General features: G+C 38.3%; 19 protein-coding genes. 16 read left to right on the top strand and 3 right to left on the bottom strand.

Annotated features, from left to right (window positions below):
• Positions 1 to 61 precede the first annotated feature (61 nt).
• From ABD682_RS07460 to ABD682_RS07430, 7 genes are all read left to right on the top strand, one after another.
• Complete coding sequence (locus tag ABD682_RS07460; RefSeq protein ID WP_344740486.1) at positions 62 to 1,636, top strand: GMC oxidoreductase; 1,575 nt, start codon at positions 62 to 64, stop codon at positions 1,634 to 1,636.
• Between the two features lie 80 nt (positions 1,637 to 1,716).
• Positions 1,717 to 3,291 (top strand): sulfatase, encoded by a 1,575-nt coding sequence (locus ABD682_RS07455; RefSeq protein ID WP_344740485.1) that lies wholly within the window; start codon positions 1,717 to 1,719, stop codon positions 3,289 to 3,291.
• A 24-nt stretch (positions 3,292 to 3,315) separates the two neighbouring features.
• Positions 3,316 to 3,723, top strand: a complete 408-nt coding sequence (locus tag ABD682_RS07450) for a hypothetical protein (protein ID WP_344740484.1) — start codon at positions 3,316 to 3,318, stop codon at positions 3,721 to 3,723.
• Positions 3,720 to 4,583, top strand: a complete 864-nt coding sequence (locus ABD682_RS07445) for an alpha/beta fold hydrolase (protein ID WP_344740483.1) — start codon at positions 3,720 to 3,722, stop codon at positions 4,581 to 4,583. The genes ABD682_RS07450 and ABD682_RS07445 overlap by 4 nt, the downstream gene beginning before the upstream one ends.
• A 92-nt stretch (positions 4,584 to 4,675) precedes the next feature.
• Positions 4,676 to 6,067: a short-chain fatty acid transporter gene (locus tag ABD682_RS07440; protein ID WP_344740482.1), complete on the top strand. Its 1,392-nt coding sequence runs from the start codon at positions 4,676 to 4,678 to the stop codon at positions 6,065 to 6,067.
• 140 nt (positions 6,068 to 6,207) lie between these two features.
• Entirely contained in the window at positions 6,208 to 8,220 is a 2,013-nt protein-coding gene (locus tag ABD682_RS07435) for a M13 family metallopeptidase (RefSeq protein WP_344740481.1), read from the top strand.
• 67 nt (positions 8,221 to 8,287) lie between these two features.
• Positions 8,288 to 9,004: a VIT1/CCC1 transporter family protein gene (locus ABD682_RS07430; protein WP_344740480.1), complete on the top strand. Its 717-nt coding sequence runs from the start codon at positions 8,288 to 8,290 to the stop codon at positions 9,002 to 9,004.
• An 84-nt stretch (positions 9,005 to 9,088) separates the two neighbouring features.
• On the opposite strand, the gene ABD682_RS07425 is transcribed toward ABD682_RS07430, so the two are convergent.
• Genes ABD682_RS07425 through ABD682_RS07415 form a run of 3 tightly spaced genes read right to left on the bottom strand, consistent with a single transcriptional unit; the run spans position 9,089 to position 9,975 of the window.
• On the bottom strand, positions 9,089 to 9,289 hold the full coding sequence (locus tag ABD682_RS07425; protein WP_344740479.1) for a DUF6327 family protein: 201 nt from the start codon (positions 9,287 to 9,289) through the stop codon (positions 9,089 to 9,091).
• A gap of 3 nt (positions 9,290 to 9,292) precedes the next feature.
• Positions 9,293 to 9,643 (bottom strand): hypothetical protein, encoded by a 351-nt coding sequence (locus tag ABD682_RS07420; RefSeq protein ID WP_344740478.1) that lies wholly within the window; start codon positions 9,641 to 9,643, stop codon positions 9,293 to 9,295.
• Between the two features lie 2 nt (positions 9,644 to 9,645).
• Complete coding sequence (locus ABD682_RS07415; RefSeq protein WP_344740477.1) at positions 9,646 to 9,975, bottom strand: YtxH domain-containing protein; 330 nt, start codon at positions 9,973 to 9,975, stop codon at positions 9,646 to 9,648.
• Positions 9,976 to 10,293: 318 nt separating this feature from the next.
• Between ABD682_RS07415 and ABD682_RS07410 the strand changes: the two genes are divergently transcribed.
• The 9 genes from ABD682_RS07410 to ABD682_RS07370 all read left to right on the top strand — a co-directional run bounded on the left by ABD682_RS07410 (position 10,294) and on the right by ABD682_RS07370 (position 19,059).
• Entirely contained in the window at positions 10,294 to 11,517 is a 1,224-nt protein-coding gene (locus ABD682_RS07410; RefSeq protein ID WP_344740476.1) for a low temperature requirement protein A, read from the top strand.
• 99 nt (positions 11,518 to 11,616) lie between these two features.
• Complete coding sequence (locus ABD682_RS07405) at positions 11,617 to 12,240, top strand: class I SAM-dependent methyltransferase (RefSeq protein ID WP_344740475.1); 624 nt, start codon at positions 11,617 to 11,619, stop codon at positions 12,238 to 12,240.
• A 227-nt stretch (positions 12,241 to 12,467) separates the two neighbouring features.
• Positions 12,468 to 14,207 (top strand): thiamine pyrophosphate-dependent enzyme, encoded by a 1,740-nt coding sequence (locus ABD682_RS07400; protein ID WP_344740474.1) that lies wholly within the window; start codon positions 12,468 to 12,470, stop codon positions 14,205 to 14,207.
• A 50-nt stretch (positions 14,208 to 14,257) separates the two neighbouring features.
• Positions 14,258 to 15,772, top strand: a complete 1,515-nt coding sequence (locus ABD682_RS07395; protein WP_344740473.1) for an FMN-binding glutamate synthase family protein — start codon at positions 14,258 to 14,260, stop codon at positions 15,770 to 15,772.
• Positions 15,773 to 15,883: 111 nt separating this feature from the next.
• Positions 15,884 to 16,288 (top strand): c-type cytochrome, encoded by a 405-nt coding sequence (locus ABD682_RS07390; protein WP_344740472.1) that lies wholly within the window; start codon positions 15,884 to 15,886, stop codon positions 16,286 to 16,288.
• A gap of 12 nt (positions 16,289 to 16,300) precedes the next feature.
• Positions 16,301 to 17,665, top strand: a complete 1,365-nt coding sequence (locus ABD682_RS07385; protein WP_344740471.1) for a hypothetical protein — start codon at positions 16,301 to 16,303, stop codon at positions 17,663 to 17,665.
• A 99-nt stretch (positions 17,666 to 17,764) separates the two neighbouring features.
• Positions 17,765 to 18,151 carry a hypothetical protein gene (locus tag ABD682_RS07380; RefSeq protein WP_344740470.1) on the top strand — a complete coding sequence of 129 codons (387 nt, stop codon included), beginning with the start codon at positions 17,765 to 17,767 and terminating at the stop codon, positions 18,149 to 18,151.
• A gap of 78 nt (positions 18,152 to 18,229) precedes the next feature.
• Positions 18,230 to 18,637 (top strand): DoxX family protein, encoded by a 408-nt coding sequence (locus ABD682_RS07375; RefSeq protein WP_344740469.1) that lies wholly within the window; start codon positions 18,230 to 18,232, stop codon positions 18,635 to 18,637.
• A complete protein-coding gene (locus ABD682_RS07370) occupies positions 18,637 to 19,059 on the top strand; it encodes a DsrE family protein (RefSeq protein WP_344740468.1) in 423 nt (140 codons plus the stop codon). The genes ABD682_RS07375 and ABD682_RS07370 overlap by 1 nt, the downstream gene beginning before the upstream one ends.
• Positions 19,060 to 19,282 lie beyond the last annotated feature (223 nt).

The following is a 19,282-nucleotide window of genomic DNA, read 5'->3' as shown; positions in this document are numbered from 1 at the left end:
GTTTTCAAATAGTTTCCCAGGAAAAATTGATTTTTTAAAAACATTAAGTTGTTCCTTCTTTATGTCCTCAAAAGAATACGATTATATTATTATTGGTAGTGGTTTTGGCGGTTCGGTAAGCGCTTTACGACTTTCTGAAAAAGGTTATAATGTTTTGGTCGTTGAAAAAGGCAAATGGTATCACGGAGAAGATTTCCCTAAAACAAACTGGAATTTTAAAAAATGGTTGTGGATGCCATGGTTGCGGTGGTTTGGCATTATGAAGATCACAATTTTTAAGCATGCTGCGGTTCTATCGGGAACTGGCGTTGGCGGCGGTTCATTGGTTTACGGAAACACCCTTCCTATTCCAAAATCTTCTTTTTACAAAACTGGTAGCTGGAAGGGCCTCAACGACTGGGAAACGGAACTTAAACCCTATTATAAAAAAGCCTTGACGGTGCTTGGCGCCAATAAGAACCCCTATTTGGCCGCAGGAGATCTCGCCTTAAAAGCATTGAGTAAAGAATTAAACATCGAAGATCAATTTGAGCCCACGAACGTCGCTGTTTATTTTGGTGAACCGCGTGTTACTAAACCCGATCCCTATTTTAACGGTGAAGGTCCCGAGCGTACGGGATGTCACTTTTGTGGCGCTTGCATGACGGGCTGCAGGCATAATGCCAAAAATACGCTGGACAAAAATTATTTATATCTGGCACAGAAACAAGGCGCCGAAATTCTTGCTGAACATGAGGTTTTTGATGTTATTCCGAAGCAAAAAGAAGATGGTGACTCCTTTTATGAAGTTTCCGTAAAATCGAGCACCGGATGGTTCAAAAGAACAAAAAAAATACAGACTAAAGGAGTGATATTTTCTGGAGGTGTTCTGGGGACTGTAAAATTACTTCTCAAATTAAAACAAAAAAGTTTACCCAAAATATCTGCCACTTTGGGAGATTTTATTCGAACCAATAATGAAACCCTGATCAGTGTTTCGAGTTTAGATAATAAAAAGAATTATTCAAAAGGTGTTGCCATTGGTAGTATTTTGCATTCCGATGAAAATAGCCATTTGGAAATTTGCAGGTATGGTGAAGGCTCCAATGCCTGGAAACTTTTGCATTATCCCTATGTTACCGGAAATAACCTGTTTGTTCGCCTAACCCGAATGTTTAGATCTCTTTTCTCCTCCCCTCAGGAATTTTTCAGGATCTATGTTAAAAACAGCTGGGCAAAATCTACAGTAGTTCTGCTATTCATGCAAACTCTGGATAGTACTTTAAAATTAAAGCGCAATTGGTTTGGTGGACTGAGCTCTACTATAAGTTCCGGTAAAAAACCAACACCCTTTATCCCGGAATCCATAAAACTAACGAAGGCCTATAGTAAGATCGTTAAAGGTAAAAGTACATCCTTTGCTTTGGAAACTATAGCAGGTATTCCTTCCACAGCACATATTTTAGGTGGCGCTGTAATGGGAATTGATGAGACCAAAGGCGTTATTGATAAGGACAATAAAATTTTTAACTATGACAATATGTATGTGATCGACGGTTCCATGATTTCTGCAAATCCGGGCGTAAATCCATCTTTATCTATCACCGCGATCGCAGAACGCGCCATGGATCAAATGCCTTCAAAAATGAAAAATTAAGGTGTCATTCCGATTTATTCCCTAAATTAGAAAGCGGTATGCCAGATCGGGTATCCAATTTATTCAGATTTCAACCAAACATGTCAGATCAAAAAAAATTCAAAAAAGTACTATTTGCTGTAACCTTAGCATTATTATCCTTAGCCTGTAATCAGGCAGAAAAACCCAAAAAGAAACCCAACATCCTATTTATTTCTATTGACGATCTACGTCCGAATATTGGCGCTTATGGGGATACCATTGCAATAACACCAAATATGGACCAGTTGGCCGGTGAAGGTATTTTGTTCAAGCAAGCCTTTTGCCAGGTTGCTGTTTGTGCGCCTTCCAGAGCGAGTTTAATGCTTGGGGTTAGACCGGATTCTACAAGGGTTTGGCATTTGGGTGATAAGTTTCGGGAAATAAATCCTCAAGCGGTAACCATGCCTCAATATTTTGAAAAATTTGGTTATTACACCGTTAATATTGGAAAAATATTTCACAACTATATGCCTGATTCCATCTCCTGGGATGAACCTGATCTGCGTCCTGAGCGCTATAAGCGAAAAGACTGGTTGAAACGTGATGGTGAAACTTTTTATATCAGTGAAGAGATCAATAAAATGCAAGTACGCAAACGCGATTCCTTGTTAAAAATTCGTCCGGTGCGCTACGCGGATGGATGGAACACCGGTCCGGCCTATGAAGCTGCCGATGTTGCGGACTCCATGTATTATGATGGTGCACAAACCGAATTAGCCAAGAAAACCCTGACGCGTCTTTCAAAAATGGATAAGCCTTTTTACTTCGGATTAGGGTATTTCAGACCACATTTACCTTTCGCCGCTCCCAAGAAATACTGGGATCTGTATGATCCTGAAAAAATTCCCTTATCACCAAACCCAAATATTCCGGGGGGCGCACCTATTTACAGCATGAACTCCATGTATGAATTACGGAGTTATGATGGCTTCCATGATATTGGTCACCCAACTTCATCCTTTCGAATGGATGAAGATCGTACCAGAAAATTACGGCACGGGTATTACGCCAGTGTGAGTTATGTTGATGCGCTTTTAGGTGATCTTATGGCGCATCTCAAAAAATTAGGAATCTACGATAACACCATCATCATCCTTTGGGGTGATCATGGGTGGAAACTAGGGGATCTGAATAGTTGGGGAAAAATGACGAATTATGATATTGACCTTAAAGTTCCAATTATTCTGCGTTACCCGGAACAGGAAAAACGCGGGGTAAAAACAGATGCTATGGTTGAATTGGTAGATCTTTTTCCATCCTTATGTGAATTGGCCGGTATTAAAGTTCCGGACTACATGCAAGGCACTAGTTTTGTACCCTTAACTAAAAATCCCGAAAAGCCCTGGAAAAAGGCCGTTTTTAGTCAGTTTCACAGACGACCCAAAGTGTCTGCAGACGGCCATCGCTACATGGGGTATTCGATGAACACTGAAAAGTATCATTACGTTGAATGGTACGGTTGGGATCCTGAAACAGGAACTCGAGGGGATTTCAAGGGTCGGGAGTTATACGATAGAATCTCCGATCCTTATGAAACTGTAAACATAGCTGAGGATCCTGAGGAACAAGGCATCATACAAAACTTATCAAAAGAACTTGCCGCTGGTTGGCAGGAAGCAAAACCAAAGCTTTAAAATCCATTTAAAAACCGAAAAAACATGAAACGGATTATTAGTATGAGTATTTTATTTTGTCTAAGTATCGGACTGAACGCTCAGGAAAGTACGCAAAATAAAACTGCCATAGCCTCAACATTAATTGGTGAATGGATCATTGACCTACGACCTACTCCTGATGCTGAAGCCTACCTAAAATCGTTTGTGATCGATAGTTTAGTTGGCAAATCATTTTCAGGAACGTTTTATGGAAGTCCTATTGAAAATGGTCTGCTCAACTCTGACTGGGAATCCATTTTTTTCGCCTTTACAACCCAAGATAATACCTACCCCTATTATCACTCCGGCTATGTTAAAGATGGGCGGATTTATGGTATCTCCTATTGTCCCGGTCGAGGTTTTACGATTCCCTGGAATGGTGATAAAAATGATAATACCAAGGAACCGTGACAAAGACCATAACTATTGAATTGGGAGGATTGACATTTGATTGCCTCGCAGCCGGCAATGAAAAAGATCCATTGATCCTTTTTTTACACGGATTTCCGGAAACGGCTTTCATGTGGAAAAATTTAATAGAAGACTTTTCGAAAAAAGGATTTTATGGTGTAGCTCCAAACCAAAGAGGATACAGTAAAGGGGCTTGCCCAAATGGCAAAAAAAATTATCGTTTAAATCTTTTAGTTGAAGATATTATAGGAATTTCCAAAGCCTTGAACAAACATAAATTCCATTTGGTTGGACATGATTGGGGTGCAGTAGTTGGCTGGAAAGTAACACATGATCATCCTGATAAAGTGTTAAGTTGGAGTGCCCTTTCAGTGCCTCACATACAGGCTTTTGGAAATGCCATGATGACCAATCCGGAGCAGAAGAAAATGAGTCAGTATGTCAAAAATTTTCAAATACCTTTTCTACCTGAGATGCGCATCATGAAAAAGGATCTTGCCCTTTTTAAACGTTTATGGAAATATAGTTCCGAAGAGGAGGTTGCTGATTATTTGAGCGTTTTTAGAAATCGAAAACAACTTACCGCAGCACTCAATTATTACCGTGCTAATTACCGAATGCTTAAACAAGCCGCCAAACAACAAATTTTAGGCCCTATTAAAGTGCCTACTTTATTCATTTGGGGAAATAAGGATATTGCCATTGGAAGAGCCGGTGTAGAGGCTTCTCACAAATTTATGAAAGGCCCTTATGAATTTTTGGAGTTAGATGCCGGCCACTGGTTGATTCAAACGAATTATAAAGATCTTAAAAATGTCCTTTTTTCATTAATTAAGCATGAAGAAGAAAAGAGCTCTTGAATCTTCAATTATAATTTTTTATTACCTTAACTCCGCATTATGTTAATCGTGATTTGAATTTTTTTCTTTTGACCTAACCAAACCAACTAAACATGTCTATTACCAGATTTGGAGAATACATTACCCAGCTTTTTAAAAAGTTTATGCCGGATGCGTTTGTATTCGCCTTGGTTTTAACCATCATTACTTTTTTCAGTGCCTGGTATTTTACAGACACCTCATTTATAGCTATCATTTCGTCCTGGTACAAAGGGTTTTGGTTGTTATTAGAGTTTGGGATGCAAATGGTACTCATGCTGGTAACCGGGTATTCCATAGCGTTAACGCCACAGGTAAAAAAAATATTTTCTAAACTCAGCAAATTTATATCTACCCCACGCCAGGTCTATATATTCATCATTGTAGTCGGTATGATCCTGAGTTTAGTAAGTTGGGGATGGATGGTAATCACAGCTGTTCTGGCTCGTGAACTTGCACCACGAGTAAAAAACGTAAACTATCCCTTTTTGATCGCCTGTGTGTATTTTTCAGGAGTAATCTGGGTTTGTGGTTTATCAAGTACGATTCCTTTATTATTAAATACCCAAAACAACTATCTCATTGAAGCTGGTATTTTATCAAATACTATTTCAACAGGATTCACTTTAGGATCAATTTTGAATGTGATAGTCTTAATTGTTATGGTCATGGGTTCAGTAATAATTTTTCCCTTTTTCGCGCCTAACGGTCCTGAACTTGCTGATCTGCTCATCAATAAAGATGAAAAACAAGAACTAAGCATTAAAGAAGAAGCGGAACGTATGAACCTTGAAGTTAAAGCGCTTTCTGACCGTATGAATAATAGTTTTTGGCTTCAATTCGCCATTGTGTTGATCGGACTCATTTATATTGTCTACTATTTTAGTACGCAGGGATTTGACCTCAACCTGAATATTATGATCTTCATTTTTATCATTTTAGGTCTTTTGCTTCATAAAACGCCCATGCGCTATGGTATTGCTATGAAACGCTCCAGTTCGAACATTTCCGGGATTCTATTTCAATATCCGTTCTATGCAGGTATAATGGGTATCATGATCTATACCGGTTTGGGTGAATCTATCGGATCCTGGATGGCGTCTGTGGCTACGGTTCAAACCTATCCGATATTTGCTTATTTAAGTGGAGCAGTTATCAATTTTGCAATTCCTTCTGCAGGTGGAGAATTTGCTGTTATTGGTCCAAGTATTATTAACGCGGTTACAGAAATAGGCGCAGGACTACCACAACAGGAAATCACCGAAATGGTTTCAAGAGCATCACTTGCCGTAGCTTATGGTGAATCGCTCACTAACTTGCTACAACCCTTTTTCTTACTTATTGTGCTTCCGGTTATGGGTATCGGTATCAGAATTCAGGCTCGCGATGTTTTGGGGTATTTGCTCATACCTTTTACCTTATTTTTTATTTTGATCGGATTATTGGTAACCTTTGCTCCGCTCTAATTATTTATCAGAAATTATTAAATATTAAGAACCAATAACATACATGAACTTATCAAATTTCAGATGAATTCATAGTAAATTCGTATCTTGAGACTCATATTTTACTGAATTCAGTATTAAAATTTTGTAACCTCCCTTCTATGAAAAAAATAGCTCCTGTTCTTGCTTCACTCCTTTTAATTGTAGCATGCAGTAAAACGTCTGAAAAACAAGATAAACTCATTTCCGGTATAGACACTTCTTTAAATCCCGGCGATAATTTTTTCAGATATGTGAATCACGAGTGGTATGATACCGTTCAAATCCCTAAAACCCAAACAGGTGTTGGCGCCTACAGGTTTATGAATTACCAGCAGCGCTTAAAACTCCAAGGTTTATTGGATAGTATTTCACAGATCAATCATCCTTTAGGAAGTATTGAACAAAAGGTTTCCGATTTTTATATTTCCGGATTGGATACCGCCACCATAAATGAGTTGGGGTATAAACCGGTGAAACCTTTACTTACCAAAATAGGTTATATTAATAACGTGCATTATCTTTTAAAGTACGTAATAGATAATTTAAAAGTAAATAGTACATCATTAATTAGTTTTAACATTGGTCCTGATCAGCAAAACAGCAATATGAATATCGCTCACGTTTCGCAGTCCGGTATTGGGTTACCCGATCGTGATTATTATTTCAAAACGGACTCTGCTACCGTTCGAATTCAGAAAGCCTATAAACATTATTTAGCCACCTTATTCGAATTAACAGACCATGACGCGGATAGTTCAAACTATTTTGCTAACGTGGTTTACGATATAGAAAAGCAACTTGCCGAGTCCCACAAAACCCGTGTAGAACGCAGAAATGTAAAGACCAATTATCATAAAATGGCAGTTACAGATCTGGAAAAGCGTCAACCAAATTTAGAATGGTCTCAGGTGCTTCGTGATCTGGGAGCCAAAACAGATTCCCTGGATATGCGTCAAATGGAATATTACGACAAGCTGAATACGCTTCTTCCGGAGATCAATATTAGTGATTGGAGAATTTATTTGAAAGCCGCTTCATTGCGGCATTTCGCAAGCAAACTAAGTGAACCTTTTACCGATGCTAACTTTGAATATTCCAAAGTATTGACCGGTCAGAATGAAAAGAATTTGCGTAAAGAAACTATTGCCAGTGCTGTAGATAATTATTTGGGTGAGGCTTTAGGTCAGGTCTATGTAAAAGCATACTTTCCGGAATCGACAAAAGTTAGAATGGAGGAACTCGTAAATAATTTGCAGGAAGCTTATGCAAAGCGTATTGATAATTTAGAGTGGATGACTGATAGCACGAAACAAAAAGCTAAGGAAAAACTCTTCGCTATTACAAAAAAGATCGGCTATCCGGATACCTGGAAAGATTACGGCTATGTACATGTTTTTAAAGACACTTATTTTGAAAATGTGATCTCTGCTGATGCGGCCAGATATCTGAGACAACTTAAAAAATTAGGGCAACCTGTAGATAAGACTGAGTGGTTCGTAACCCCTTCAACCGTAACAGCCTATAATAATCCTTCAGCAAATGAAATTGTGTTTCCGGCGGGTATTTTACAACCCCCGTATTTTGATAATACCGCTGATGACGCTCTAAATTATGGCGGTATAGGAATGGTTATCGGTCACGAGATCACCCATACTTTTGATGATCAAGGAGCACAATATGACAAGGATGGTAATGTAAAAAACTGGTGGACCGATACGGATTATGATAATTTTAAAGAACGCATTCAACAGGTTATTGACCAGTACAGCGGGTTTACAGTTTTGGATAGTATCCATGTGAACGGCGCCATGTGTGTTGGCGAGAATACTGCAGATATTGCGGGAGTAGCCGTTGCTTATGATGCCTTTAAAATGACAAAAGAAGGACAGGACTCCACCAAAATTGATGGTTACACACCAGACCAGCGTTTTTTCTTATCCATTGCTAATATCTGGCGTGTAAAAATGACAGATGATTACCTGCGTTACTGGATTAACACCAATCCTCACTCCCCGCCTAAATGGCGTGTTAATGGTCCCCTTATGAATACAACACCATTTTATGAGGCTTTCCATCTTAAACCTCAAGATAGTATGTTTCTGGCAAAAAAAGATCGAATTACGATTTGGTAGGTCAGAAATTCAGAGAAGTTTAGTAACTTAGACTGAGTTCGTGGATAAGGTTAAAAAATATATTCCTATGGCTGAAAAAAGTGACGGTTTAGATGATTATTTAGATAGCCATTACATTCATCGTAGTAATTGGTTACGCGCTGCCGTTCTAGGCGCAAACGATGGTATTTTATCAACTGCCAGTATTGCTATTGGTGTGGCTGCGGCAAGTAGTACACGAGAGCCTGTAGTTTTAGCAACACTTGCCGGTTTGGTAGCCGGTGCCCTTTCTATGGCCGCCGGTGAATATGTTTCGGTAAGTTCTCAAACGGATGTTGAAAAAGCTGATATTGCGCGAGAAAAAGAAGAACTGGAGGAAATGCCGGAATTAGAATTACAACGCCTTGCCGAAATCTATGAAGAACGCGGATTAAAAAAGGAAACGGCTCTGATCGTGGCTAAAGAATTAACAGAACATGACGCGCTTGGGGCCCATGTTCGCGATGAGTTAGGCATTAACGACATTAGTAAGGCAAAACCGCTACAAGCAGCCCTGGCATCCGGTGCAGCTTTCACCGTTGGAGGTTTACTTCCTTTCGTGGCCGCACTACTGGTGCCTTTAAAGACCATGGAGTATTATCTGTATGGCTTTGCGCTTTTATTTTTGATAATTCTGGGTACAGTTTCAGCCAAAACAGGGGGCTCAAGTATAGGTAAAGCCATAATTAGAATAACATTCTGGGGTACTGCAGCTATGGGTCTTACAGCTTTGGTGGGCTATATGTTTAATGTGAACGTTGCTTAGTTATCTATCTTGACTTTAGAAAAATAAAAAAGCCTTGAGATTTTAATTTACCTCAAAGCCTTTTTCTGGTTTGTATTTTTAATATTAACGAAGTAAACGTCGCATTAAAATATATACGCCATATTTTTGAACCACTTTGTAAACGGTTACCATCCATTGCTTAGGTTGTAATTCGTCGCCAATTTTATTCTTTTGCAACTTCATGTTCTCCCAGGCAATGTGACGTTCCAGGTCCAGACGTTTTAGATCGCGTTGTACCTCTTCATATGTTCTATATTGTTTCATTATTTAAACATCAAAAAAATTAGTAGACATTCGTCGGATTACGATATTATCGATCTTACGACGACTGATATAAAAGATTATGGCTATTACAATGATCAGCCCCGCTGTAATGACATAACCTAATGACTGGCTCCCCAATAAATCACCAAGATAAATAGCGAGGGCAAAGGCCAGAAAAATAAGTGCCGTGAATAGCAAACCCCCAATGATCACAATTTTTGTGATCATACTAATGGAGTCGCTAACTTGCTGAAAAACCTTAAGCTTATAATACTCTTGTGATTTTTCAACATAGGTTTTCCCGGCATCACCTAATTTATCGGAAGCCTCATTTAAATTTTCAAAAAATTCCATTATTAGGCTTTTTGAAATTTCTTGTTTTTAGCTTTTAAATCTTTCAACTTTTTTTCCAAAGCACTAATAGCCTCATCGCCTTTCATACTCATATCGGAAACCACACGGTCTATCTCTTCTTCCAGAGTTTCTTCTTTCTTAGGAATAGTATGTAGGACCTTATCTTTCAAATACTCTGCTTCTTCTAAAGCTTTATCTTTGGCATTAAGAGCTTCATCCAAAATTCTTTCTCGCGTTTTAGAACCTTTATCAGGGGCAAACAAAACACCTAAGGTGGCGCCAATTGCTGTTCCTGCTAACATTCCTAAAACTACACTACTTTCTTTACTCATAATATCTTAAATTTTTAAATTATTAATTCGTTTGAAGCACTAAAACAGATTCTTAATCTGCAGTAGTACTGGTCTTTCTTCAAAGACTTAATATAAACTACCATAAATATTCCGGAAATTCAAGAGGTTTAAAAAAACTTTAACACTTGTAAAATAAGGACTTTCGAAAGCATGAGCCGAAAAGTATTATTTTTTGAGAGGTTTTTTATTTTGAAAAACAGCTTAAAAAATAAATTCATGTTTTTTATTACCTTGTTGAAAGCTTAATTTAAATTTTCTGACTATTAATTCTTGTTTATACCAAATCATTCCTAAAATATGAAAGCTCCAAAAAGAACGCGTGAATGGTGGGGACCACCAAAAAAGTTTACTGTAAACCCTGAAACCAGAAAGGTAAGTTGGTTAGAATTATTTTTTGATCTGGTTTATGTGATTGCTATCGCAAAGATTACGCATCATTTGTCTGAAGGTATGCATTCTGAAAATATTCTTGAGTTTATTTTCTTTTTCATACTGATCTTTTGGGGTTGGCTAAATGGTAGTATGTATCATGATCTTCACGGAGCTGAAGGTTGGCGCACCCGATTTATGACACTCTGGCAAATGCTCATCGTTTCGGCACTGGTGATTACTTTAGATAGTCCTGCCGAATCCTTTGTTTTTAACGTAACCACGGCCTTAATTCTGTTACAGATTTTTATAATTTACCTATGGTGGAGCGTTGGACTTTATGATAAAGAACATCGAAAACTAAATCGTCCTTACAGCATCATTTATTTAGCGGCTCTTGCATTGATGGTTACAACACTCTTTTTGAAAGATCCTTTTATTATCCAGGTTATTCTTTTCAGTTCCTTATTTTTAAATTACTTACCTCCTTTTGTACTCTATGCGTTATCAAAGGTTCGTACGAATCGTTTTGTACTTTCTGAGAGCATGACGGAACGTTTAGGTTTGTTTACTATTATCATTTTCGGAGAGGTTATTGCCGGCGTTATATCCGGTGTAACCGCTTTACACCAACTTAATTTAAAAATTTGGATCAACTTTAGCCTTGCTGTCATTTTGGTATTTGCTTTGTGGTGGCTTTTCTTCACCCTGATCTCAGATAGGCGGTGTAAAAAAGGTATGCTTAATTCCAGCATCCTTCAAATACTTTATATACCCACGCTATTGGGTTTAGATCTTTTGGCCATGGCTTTTAGTAAGTTGTTTACAGATTCTGGCCTTTATATTTTTGACATCATTAATTTGAAACAATTATCCGGTTTTTCGATGAGTCTTTTCTTATTCGGAATGTTTCTTATGACCTTTGTGTTGAAATATGCTGAACAATATTACATCTTGCGAAAACGTATTCAATGGATTATTTTTTCCTCAGCCTTTATTTTGATGATTTTCTCATTAGTGAATATCGAACTTTCACTTGGTACATTTCTTTTCACCTTGCTACTTTTTGTCCTTTCAATAATAATACTGTTGAATTATCAATGGTATGGCATCCAGGTTAAAAAAAATAAAGCCATACAAGATCAGAATTGATCATTTCTTTTTATAAAACATTTAACACGCATAAATATGCATTAAAGTCAACATCGTGTAAATTTGAATGAGTAAATATTTAAAAAATTAAAAAATGTTATGAGCGATTCCTGGTTAAATATGTGGAATGAGCGTTATGCCGAACCTGATTATGCTTACGGCATTGAGCCTAATGTATTTTTTAAAGAACAGCTGGACAAATTAGCTCCGGCTAAACTTTTGATGGGTGCTGAAGGTGAAGGTCGAAATGCGGTTTATGCAGCAAACCAAGGTTGGGAAGTTACCGCTTTTGATATAAGTGTTGAAGCCAGGAAAAAAGCTTTAAAATTAGCCGCCGATAAAGGCGTTTCCCTTGATTATAAAGTTGGTTTTTTACCCGAATTAGATATACCTGATAATTCCTTTGATGCACTCGGACTTATTTTTGCGCATTTTCCAAGTGATATTCGTCCTGAATTTCATAACATCTTAAGCAGAAAACTAAAAACTGGTGGGATCGTTATCGTGGAAGCTTTTAATAAAGATCATCTTCAATACCGACAAAAAAATCCAAAAGTTGGCGGTCCTCGCGACTTGCAAACCTTAATGTCTAAAGAGGAACTTACAGAGGCTTTTGCCGACTTCGACATTCTGGAACTCGAAGAAACTGAGGCAGAATTCAATGAAGGTCTATATCACATAGGAACCGGTTCTGTAGTTCGTTTTGTAGCTCGAAGAAAATAATTTTCTAAATTCAAAATACCGGAGCCTTTTATTAATATTATCTTAATATTTCCGCTTTAACTTCTAAAGTTAGGTTAAATCTGAGCCTCCAGACACAATTGACTTTCCCCTAATTATTTAGTTTCCTTAGTTTTTACTAACTTTAAGAGAATGCCAATTGTTTTGGTTCTTTCTACAGGAATTTTATTTCAAAAATTCTAATAATACTTAATTCAAAAAAAACATTTATGTCAAAGAATATTTCAGATCACCTGGTGGAGATGCTAGTGAATGCCGGAGTAAAGCGCGTATATGGCGTAACCGGAGATAGTTTAAATCCTGTTAACGATGCCGTAAGACGCGATGGTCGTCTAGAATGGATCCATGTGCGTCACGAGGAAGCCGGCGCCTATGCGGCATCCATGGAAGCCGAATTAAACGGCATCGGGTGCTGCATGGGAAGCAGCGGTCCCGGGCATGTACACCTGGTAAACGGACTTTATGATGCCAACCGCTCCGGGAATCCTGTTATCGCTATTGCATCCACTATTCACACGGATAAACTAGGTCTGGATAATTTTCAGGAAACCAAGCCGGAACTTTTATTCAAGGATTGTTCAAAATATGTATTTATGGCGAATACTCCGAAACAGGCTATGAATGGCTTACAAACAGCTATTCAACATGCGATAAGTCAAAAAGGGGTCGCTGTACTCGGGTTACCTGGCGATGTAGCCAAAGCCGATATGGATGACACCGAAACCGCTTTTAAAAACTTTACCGTAAAACCACGCGTGATCCCTAGCCAGGAGCATATGGAAACCCTGGCAGAAATATTAAATACCAATAAAAAGATCATGCTTTTTGCAGGACATGGCTGCCGGGAAGCCAAAGACGAGGTTATGGAACTGGCAAAAACACTCCAATCTCCTTTAGGCTACACGTTCAGAGCGAAGATATTTTTTGAATTTGAAGATAACCCTTATGCTGTAGGCCTGAATGGCTTATTAGGCAATAAATCTGGATTTGAAGCCATGCATGAAGCGGATGTGCTTTTAATGCTAGGAACAGATTTTCCATACAGTGAATTTTTACCAAAGCATTGTAAGATTGTCCAGATCGATATGAAACCTGAGCGTATTGGCAGAAGAGCAAAAGTTGATCACGGTTTTTGTGGCGATATAAAATCGACCCTTAAAGAACTTCTGCCTTCACTTAAAGCTAAAGACGATAGTTCATTTTTAAATAGCATGCGTTCAAAACATGAGGAGGTTGAAAAAAAATATGCCAGTTATATTAAATCGAAAAGTGAAGAAAAAAATATTCATCCGGAATATGTCGCTCATTTGGTTGATAAATATGCCGATGATGATGCTGTATTTACCGTGGATACCGGCATGAGTGCCGTTTGGGCAGCGCGTTATTTAAAAGCAAAGAAAAATAGATATTTAACCGGATCCTTCAATCACGGATCTATGGCCAATGCCATGCCTATGGCCATGGGAGCCGGTCTTGCGGATCGGGATCGTCAGGTTATTGCATTTTCCGGTGATGGTGGTATTAGCATGCTTTTAGGTGATTTGATGACCATAAGTCAATACGAGGTTCCTGTAAAGATTATTATTTTCAACAACCGCTCACTTGGTATGGTAAAACTGGAAATGCGGGTTGAAGGTTATGTGGATTGGCAAACCGATATGAAAAACCCTGATTTTGTTAAAGTTGCCGAAGCCATGGGAATTCAAGCCTGGGAAGCCGATGAGTCTTCAGAAGTGGAAGGCGTTTTAAAAGAGGCTTTAAGTCATAAAGGCCCGGCCTTGATCAACATTTATACAGATCCTGAGGCTTTAGCAATGCCACCAAATGTTAAGTTCGATCAAATAAAGGGTTTTGCAAATTCTATGGGTAAAATGATGCTGAATGGTCAGTTCGCCGAGGTGATAAACACCACAAAATCAGATATGAAATACCTTAAAGAATTGATTTAAATAGCCGGTAATTATCCATGACATTTAATCAACTTTTGAATCCATTATAAATGAAAAAAGCTTTAAGTTTCTCCGCCATTGTTTTGGCCATAATTTTAGTGATCACAGCAGTTTATTTTTGGCCAATTCATGGTCTGATTGTACTCGCCGCCCTGATATTTTTTATTGGTCTTTACGATCTTGTTCAAAAAAAACACACCATACTAAGAAATTTTCCTGTGGTGGGCCATATGCGCTATCTTTTGGAGATGATCGCTCCTGAAATTCATCAATATTTCATTGAATCGGATACGGATGGAAAACCTATCAACAGAAATCAGCGTTCTTACATTTATTCCAGGGCAAAAAAACAACACGGCACCCATCCGTTCGGAACAGAATTAGACGTAAACGACGCAGAATACCAGTGGATGCAACACAGTATTTATCCCGCTAAAAAAATGGAAGAGCCACCTCGAATTACCATAGGGGGTGAGTTCTGTAAAAAACCCTACAGTGCGAGCATCTTCAATATATCAGCCATGAGTTTCGGAGCTTTGAGTAGCAACGCCATTACCGCTTTAAATTTAGGTGCAAAAGCCGGAAATTTTTTCCATGATACCGGTGAAGGTGGCATTTCAAAATACCATAGAAATGGTGGAGATCTCGTTTGGGAAATTGGTACAGGATATTTTGGATGCCGTACCAAAGATGGCGGTTTTGATCCCGACAAGTTTAAGGAAAAAGCTACCTGGGAAGAAGTAAAAATGATAGAGATTAAAATTTCTCAAGGCGCAAAACCAGGTCATGGAGGTGTTTTACCAGCCGCTAAAAATGATGAAGAGATCGCAGAAATTCGCGGCGTTGAACCTCATACAGACGTGATCTCTCCTCCCGGTCATAAAACATTCGATAGTCCAGAAACTCTTCTGGATTGGATCGAGGAATTAAGAGAATTATCAGGTGGGAAACCCGTTGGTTTTAAATTGTGTATTGGTAGTAGAGAGGAATTCATTAATATCTGCAAGGCTATGGTAAAAACAGGAAAACGCCCGGATTTTATTACGGTTGATGGTGCCGAAGGCGGAACCGGTGCCGCGCCTATTGATTTTTCAAATTTCGTAGGAATGCCCTGGGAATCTGGTCTGATCTTCGTTGTAGACACTTTAAAAGGTTATGGATTAAAAGACGATATTAAAGTGATCACAGCAACAAAAATATTTACTGCATTCGATATATTTAAAGCCTTATGTTTAGGTGCCGATGTCTGTAATTCGGCTCGAGGTATGATGCTTGCCTTAGGCTGTATTCAAGCCTTAAAATGTAATACCAACGAATGTCCTTCGGGAGTAGCTACAAATAACAAACGCCTGGTTAAAGGTTTAGCAGTTTCAGACAAATGGGTTCGTGTAAAGAATTATCATGAGAGTGTCATAAATGATTTCATGGAATTAGTAGCTGCATCGGGATGCGATAATCTTGATCAATTAAACAGAGGGCTTATTTACAAACACCGTGATAAGGAATGGCTGACATACGAAAACGTTAACAAAACAATTGCCGACGGGGCTTACGTTAACAATTAAATGTATTCTCATTAAAATTACGACTTTTTACGCTTTGCGAATACTACCTAAGTAGCACAACTATTCGCCATGTTAAAGTACTTTCATGGTCACCTTTAAAACTTAAGGGTAATGACCAAACTTTTTCAAATAATATCCTTCGTATTCTGTTTATTATCAGGCACATTGGTGTTTTCTCAGGACGCTTCCTGGGTAGCACCTGAATCTGCTAATTCCCTAAAAAATCCTTTTGCAAACGACGCCGGAGCGGCTGCCAAAGGGCAACGCATGTTTAATCAAATGTGTGCCATATGTCACGGTCGTAAAGGTGATGGAACAGGCGGTGGTGGTATAAGTTTAAATCCAAAACCTGCCGATTTTTTATCTCAAAAAGTAAAGAACGAATCCGATGGTGCCTTATTCTGGAAAATGACTCATGGCAATCCCCCAATGGCCTCTTATAAAGATATGCTTTCCGACGACCAACGCTGGGAGTTGGTTACTTATATCAGATCACTAGAAAAAAACAATTCTTAAAGCCTTTACATTATGAAAACACTGCCAACAAAAATCAGAACTGGATTTTTGGGGTGTCTTCTCTTGCTCTTTTTTATTCCAATGAATAGTTATGCAAGACGCATCCCAAGTTATGCACGTCAAACAGGTCTGGCCTGTTCGGCCTGCCATACCGTATTTCCGCAGTTAACGGCGCTGGGTAGAGAATTCAAACTAAACGGTTACACCCTAACCAACACCAAAACTATCACAGATAACATAAAGTTATCCAAAAAAGGACAAGAGGATGTGAAACAGTTTTTACGCGTTCTGGGAATTTCCCCTATGTCGGGCATGTTCCAAACGGGGTATACCAGTATCAATTCAAAAATACCGGACACTCAAAACAATAATTTGGAATTCCCACAGCAATTAAGTTTGTTTTATGCCGGACAGATTTCACCAAATTTGGGAACCTTTATACAAATTACCTTAGATAATGAATCCGGAACCGTGGGTTTAGACAATACTGATATTCGTTATGCCAATCAGACCAATGGAAATATTCCTATTACTTATGGGCTCACCTTGAATAATAACCCAACCGTTCAGGACCTCTGGAACACGACTCCTGCCTGGGGCTTTCCTTACACGTCCTCTGGAATTGCTCCCACGCCTAGTTCGGGACTGGCCATTGAGGATTTAGGCGGTATGGTAGCCGGTTTAGGAGCTTATGTCATGATCGATAATTTGCTTTACCTGGAATTGTCAGGTTACAGAACGGCTCAACTGGGTGCTGCCCTACCCCCAGACAGCTCTTTTGAAGGCGCTGTTAATGGTACCGCTCCCTATTGGCGAGCCGCGTTGCAAAAGCAATTTGGCAAGAATTATGTCTCCGTGGGTACTTTCGGTATGGCTACAAAACTTTATCCGGTAGGCGTTACAGGAAATACGGATAACTTTACCGATACCGGTTTTGACTTGCAGTTTGAACGGATAATTCCTGTTGGACAATTAACACTTCACACTGATTATATTAATGAAAAGCAGACTTTAAACGCTACTTATGCTGCTGGTGACAGTGAAAATTTAGGCAACAAATTGAAAAAGTTCAATATCGATGGAAGCCTGTTTTTAAAACAACAAGGTCTTAATTTTACCGCCGGTTATTTCAATATCAACGGATCATCAGATACCGGTTTATATGCTCCGGAAGAAGTATTCGGTAGTATTAACGGTTCGCCAAATAGCAGTGGAATTCGCACACAAATTGATTTTCTTCCCTGGGAAAACACACAATTGTCACTACAATATTTCGCCTATAATAAATTTAATGGCTCCAGTTCAAATTACGACGGATTTGGTAGAGACGCTTCCAATAATAATATGATTTATTTACAACTCTGGTTTGCATTTTAAACCTATCAAATTTCAATATTAAAACCTCAAAGCGACCTAAGTTTTATAACTTGGGTCGTTTTTATTATGATTTCTTTAAAACTTCTTCTAAAGAATTCCATGTATTTTTGTACTGTGAATTTTAAAACAAAACAACATCAGGTTAAGAACGGCTTTTCCATTTTTGGGTTGGCCCTGCTGTTTTTATTATCTCCCTGCCAGGTAAGGCATTTGGTTCAGGATGCTTTTGAAGTGCCACAAACCAAAGTGACTAACCTGAACAAAGCTGAGCTGAGTAACACGCAATGTCAGTTATTTAATGTTGTTCAGAGTGAAATTAAAAATCCGGAGCTTTCAAAATCATTTTGTTTTAATGATCCTTCAGAACAAGGCAACCAGATTCACAACTATTCAAATATCAAAACACCTTTTTACGATTTGTCGGTACGATCATTCGGAAGGATTCCACTTTATATACTTTACCGGCATTTAAAAGTTCATCTCTAAGTACAGCCATTTTTAAAAATAAATTTAAACACCCCTGTGAGAACAGGGCTAATTTGTTGTACTTAACAGATAAACATAATGAATCAAATCAATAAAAAATTAGAAGTAAACTACCGTTCATTGGTCATACTTCGAATCATGCTTAGCCTCATTTTTATTGTGGCAAGCTTAAGTCATTTATTAAAAACTGAAAAAACCGTAAGCCGTTTAGAACAGGCACATTTTGGATTTATTGGAAGTTTCTTCGGACCACCTCAAATATTGGTGATCCTATCCGGAGTGATCATGCTCATTGCCGGTTTGTTCTTGCTTTTTGGTTATAAGACCTCATGGGCTGCAATTGTATTGATAGCCGTATTGATACCTATAACGCTAACCGTTCAGGTAGGTCAGATGACCACCGTTGGACCACTTTTTAAAAATGTGGCCATCCTTGGCGGTTTACTGTTCTTTAGTCTTAATCCTAATTTAAAATTTAAAAAATAATGAAAACAACGTTTAAAATTCTTGCCACTTTAGGTCTTGTACTTCTAGGGCAAATGCCTTTACAGGCCCAAAACAAAACACAACAAAAAATGAATTATGTGGTGCTGTCTAAAAACATGCAACAACTAAACCCGATTTTAATCACGGCCGATGCCCTGGCTGAAGCCGATGGTATGAAATACGGGAAAATGGAGGTTGTTATTTGCGGTAAAACCGTTCAAGATATTAAGGATAGTCCTGAACTTTCAAAATTAATTTCTGAAGCTCAGGATCTTCATGTAAAAATTAATGTTTGCGGTCTATCACTTAAAAAATTCGGAGTAGACCCAAATAGTCTTCCTTCCGGTTTAAATGTCGTTGATAATGGTATTTTCTACAGTTTTCAACTTCAGAAGAAAGGTTATATGAGCCTTACCATCTAGGCTTGAAAACCAGTAACATTTAAATAGCCTTTGGTTACCCAAAGGCTATTTTTTTTTGAATTATTTTTTTTCTTGTTGGAAGAAAAAAGGGATTAACCCCCTGTCATTATGATAATTAAATGAAAAATAGTACATTTAAGTCAGCAAAAAGCTATACTCTCCCTAAAAAATAGCTGCTTATCTGAATCAGATGAGTAAACATAGTTATTTAACTAAATCAACA

Origin of the sequence: Gaetbulibacter aestuarii (genome assembly GCF_039537665.1) — a bacterium.
Taxonomy (GTDB): Bacteria; Bacteroidota; Bacteroidia; order Flavobacteriales; family Flavobacteriaceae; genus Gaetbulibacter_A; species Gaetbulibacter_A aestuarii.
Note: the sequence above shows the minus strand (reverse complement) of the source record. Positions and strands in the feature narration are given on the sequence as shown.

Bases quoted from the DNA above. Each gene is read 5' to 3' on its own strand.
- ABD682_RS07390 (WP_344740472.1), top strand. From the start codon at position 15,884: ATGACCAAACTTTTTCAAATAATATCCTTCGTATTCTGTTTATTATCA.
- ABD682_RS07415 (WP_344740477.1), bottom strand. From the start codon at position 9,975: ATGAGTAAAGAAAGTAGTGTAGTTTTAGGAATGTTAGCAGGAACAGCA.
- ABD682_RS07425 (WP_344740479.1), bottom strand. From the start codon at position 9,289: ATGAAACAATATAGAACATATGAAGAGGTACAACGCGATCTAAAACGT.
- ABD682_RS07450 (WP_344740484.1), top strand. From the start codon at position 3,316: ATGAAACGGATTATTAGTATGAGTATTTTATTTTGTCTAAGTATCGGA.
- ABD682_RS07405 (WP_344740475.1), top strand. From the start codon at position 11,617: ATGAGCGATTCCTGGTTAAATATGTGGAATGAGCGTTATGCCGAACCT.
- ABD682_RS07395 (WP_344740473.1), top strand. From the start codon at position 14,258: ATGAAAAAAGCTTTAAGTTTCTCCGCCATTGTTTTGGCCATAATTTTA.
- ABD682_RS07400 (WP_344740474.1), top strand. From the start codon at position 12,468: ATGTCAAAGAATATTTCAGATCACCTGGTGGAGATGCTAGTGAATGCC.
- ABD682_RS07385 (WP_344740471.1), top strand. From the start codon at position 16,301: ATGAAAACACTGCCAACAAAAATCAGAACTGGATTTTTGGGGTGTCTT.
- ABD682_RS07430 (WP_344740480.1), top strand. From the start codon at position 8,288: ATGGCTGAAAAAAGTGACGGTTTAGATGATTATTTAGATAGCCATTAC.
- ABD682_RS07420 (WP_344740478.1), bottom strand. From the start codon at position 9,643: ATGGAATTTTTTGAAAATTTAAATGAGGCTTCCGATAAATTAGGTGAT.
- ABD682_RS07455 (WP_344740485.1), top strand. From the start codon at position 1,717: ATGTCAGATCAAAAAAAATTCAAAAAAGTACTATTTGCTGTAACCTTA.
- ABD682_RS07370 (WP_344740468.1), top strand. From the start codon at position 18,637: ATGAAAACAACGTTTAAAATTCTTGCCACTTTAGGTCTTGTACTTCTA.
- ABD682_RS07375 (WP_344740469.1), top strand. From the start codon at position 18,230: ATGAATCAAATCAATAAAAAATTAGAAGTAAACTACCGTTCATTGGTC.
- ABD682_RS07435 (WP_344740481.1), top strand. From the start codon at position 6,208: ATGAAAAAAATAGCTCCTGTTCTTGCTTCACTCCTTTTAATTGTAGCA.
- ABD682_RS07440 (WP_344740482.1), top strand. From the start codon at position 4,676: ATGTCTATTACCAGATTTGGAGAATACATTACCCAGCTTTTTAAAAAG.
- ABD682_RS07410 (WP_344740476.1), top strand. From the start codon at position 10,294: ATGAAAGCTCCAAAAAGAACGCGTGAATGGTGGGGACCACCAAAAAAG.
- ABD682_RS07380 (WP_344740470.1), top strand. From the start codon at position 17,765: ATGTATTTTTGTACTGTGAATTTTAAAACAAAACAACATCAGGTTAAG.
- ABD682_RS07460 (WP_344740486.1), top strand. From the start codon at position 62: ATGTCCTCAAAAGAATACGATTATATTATTATTGGTAGTGGTTTTGGC.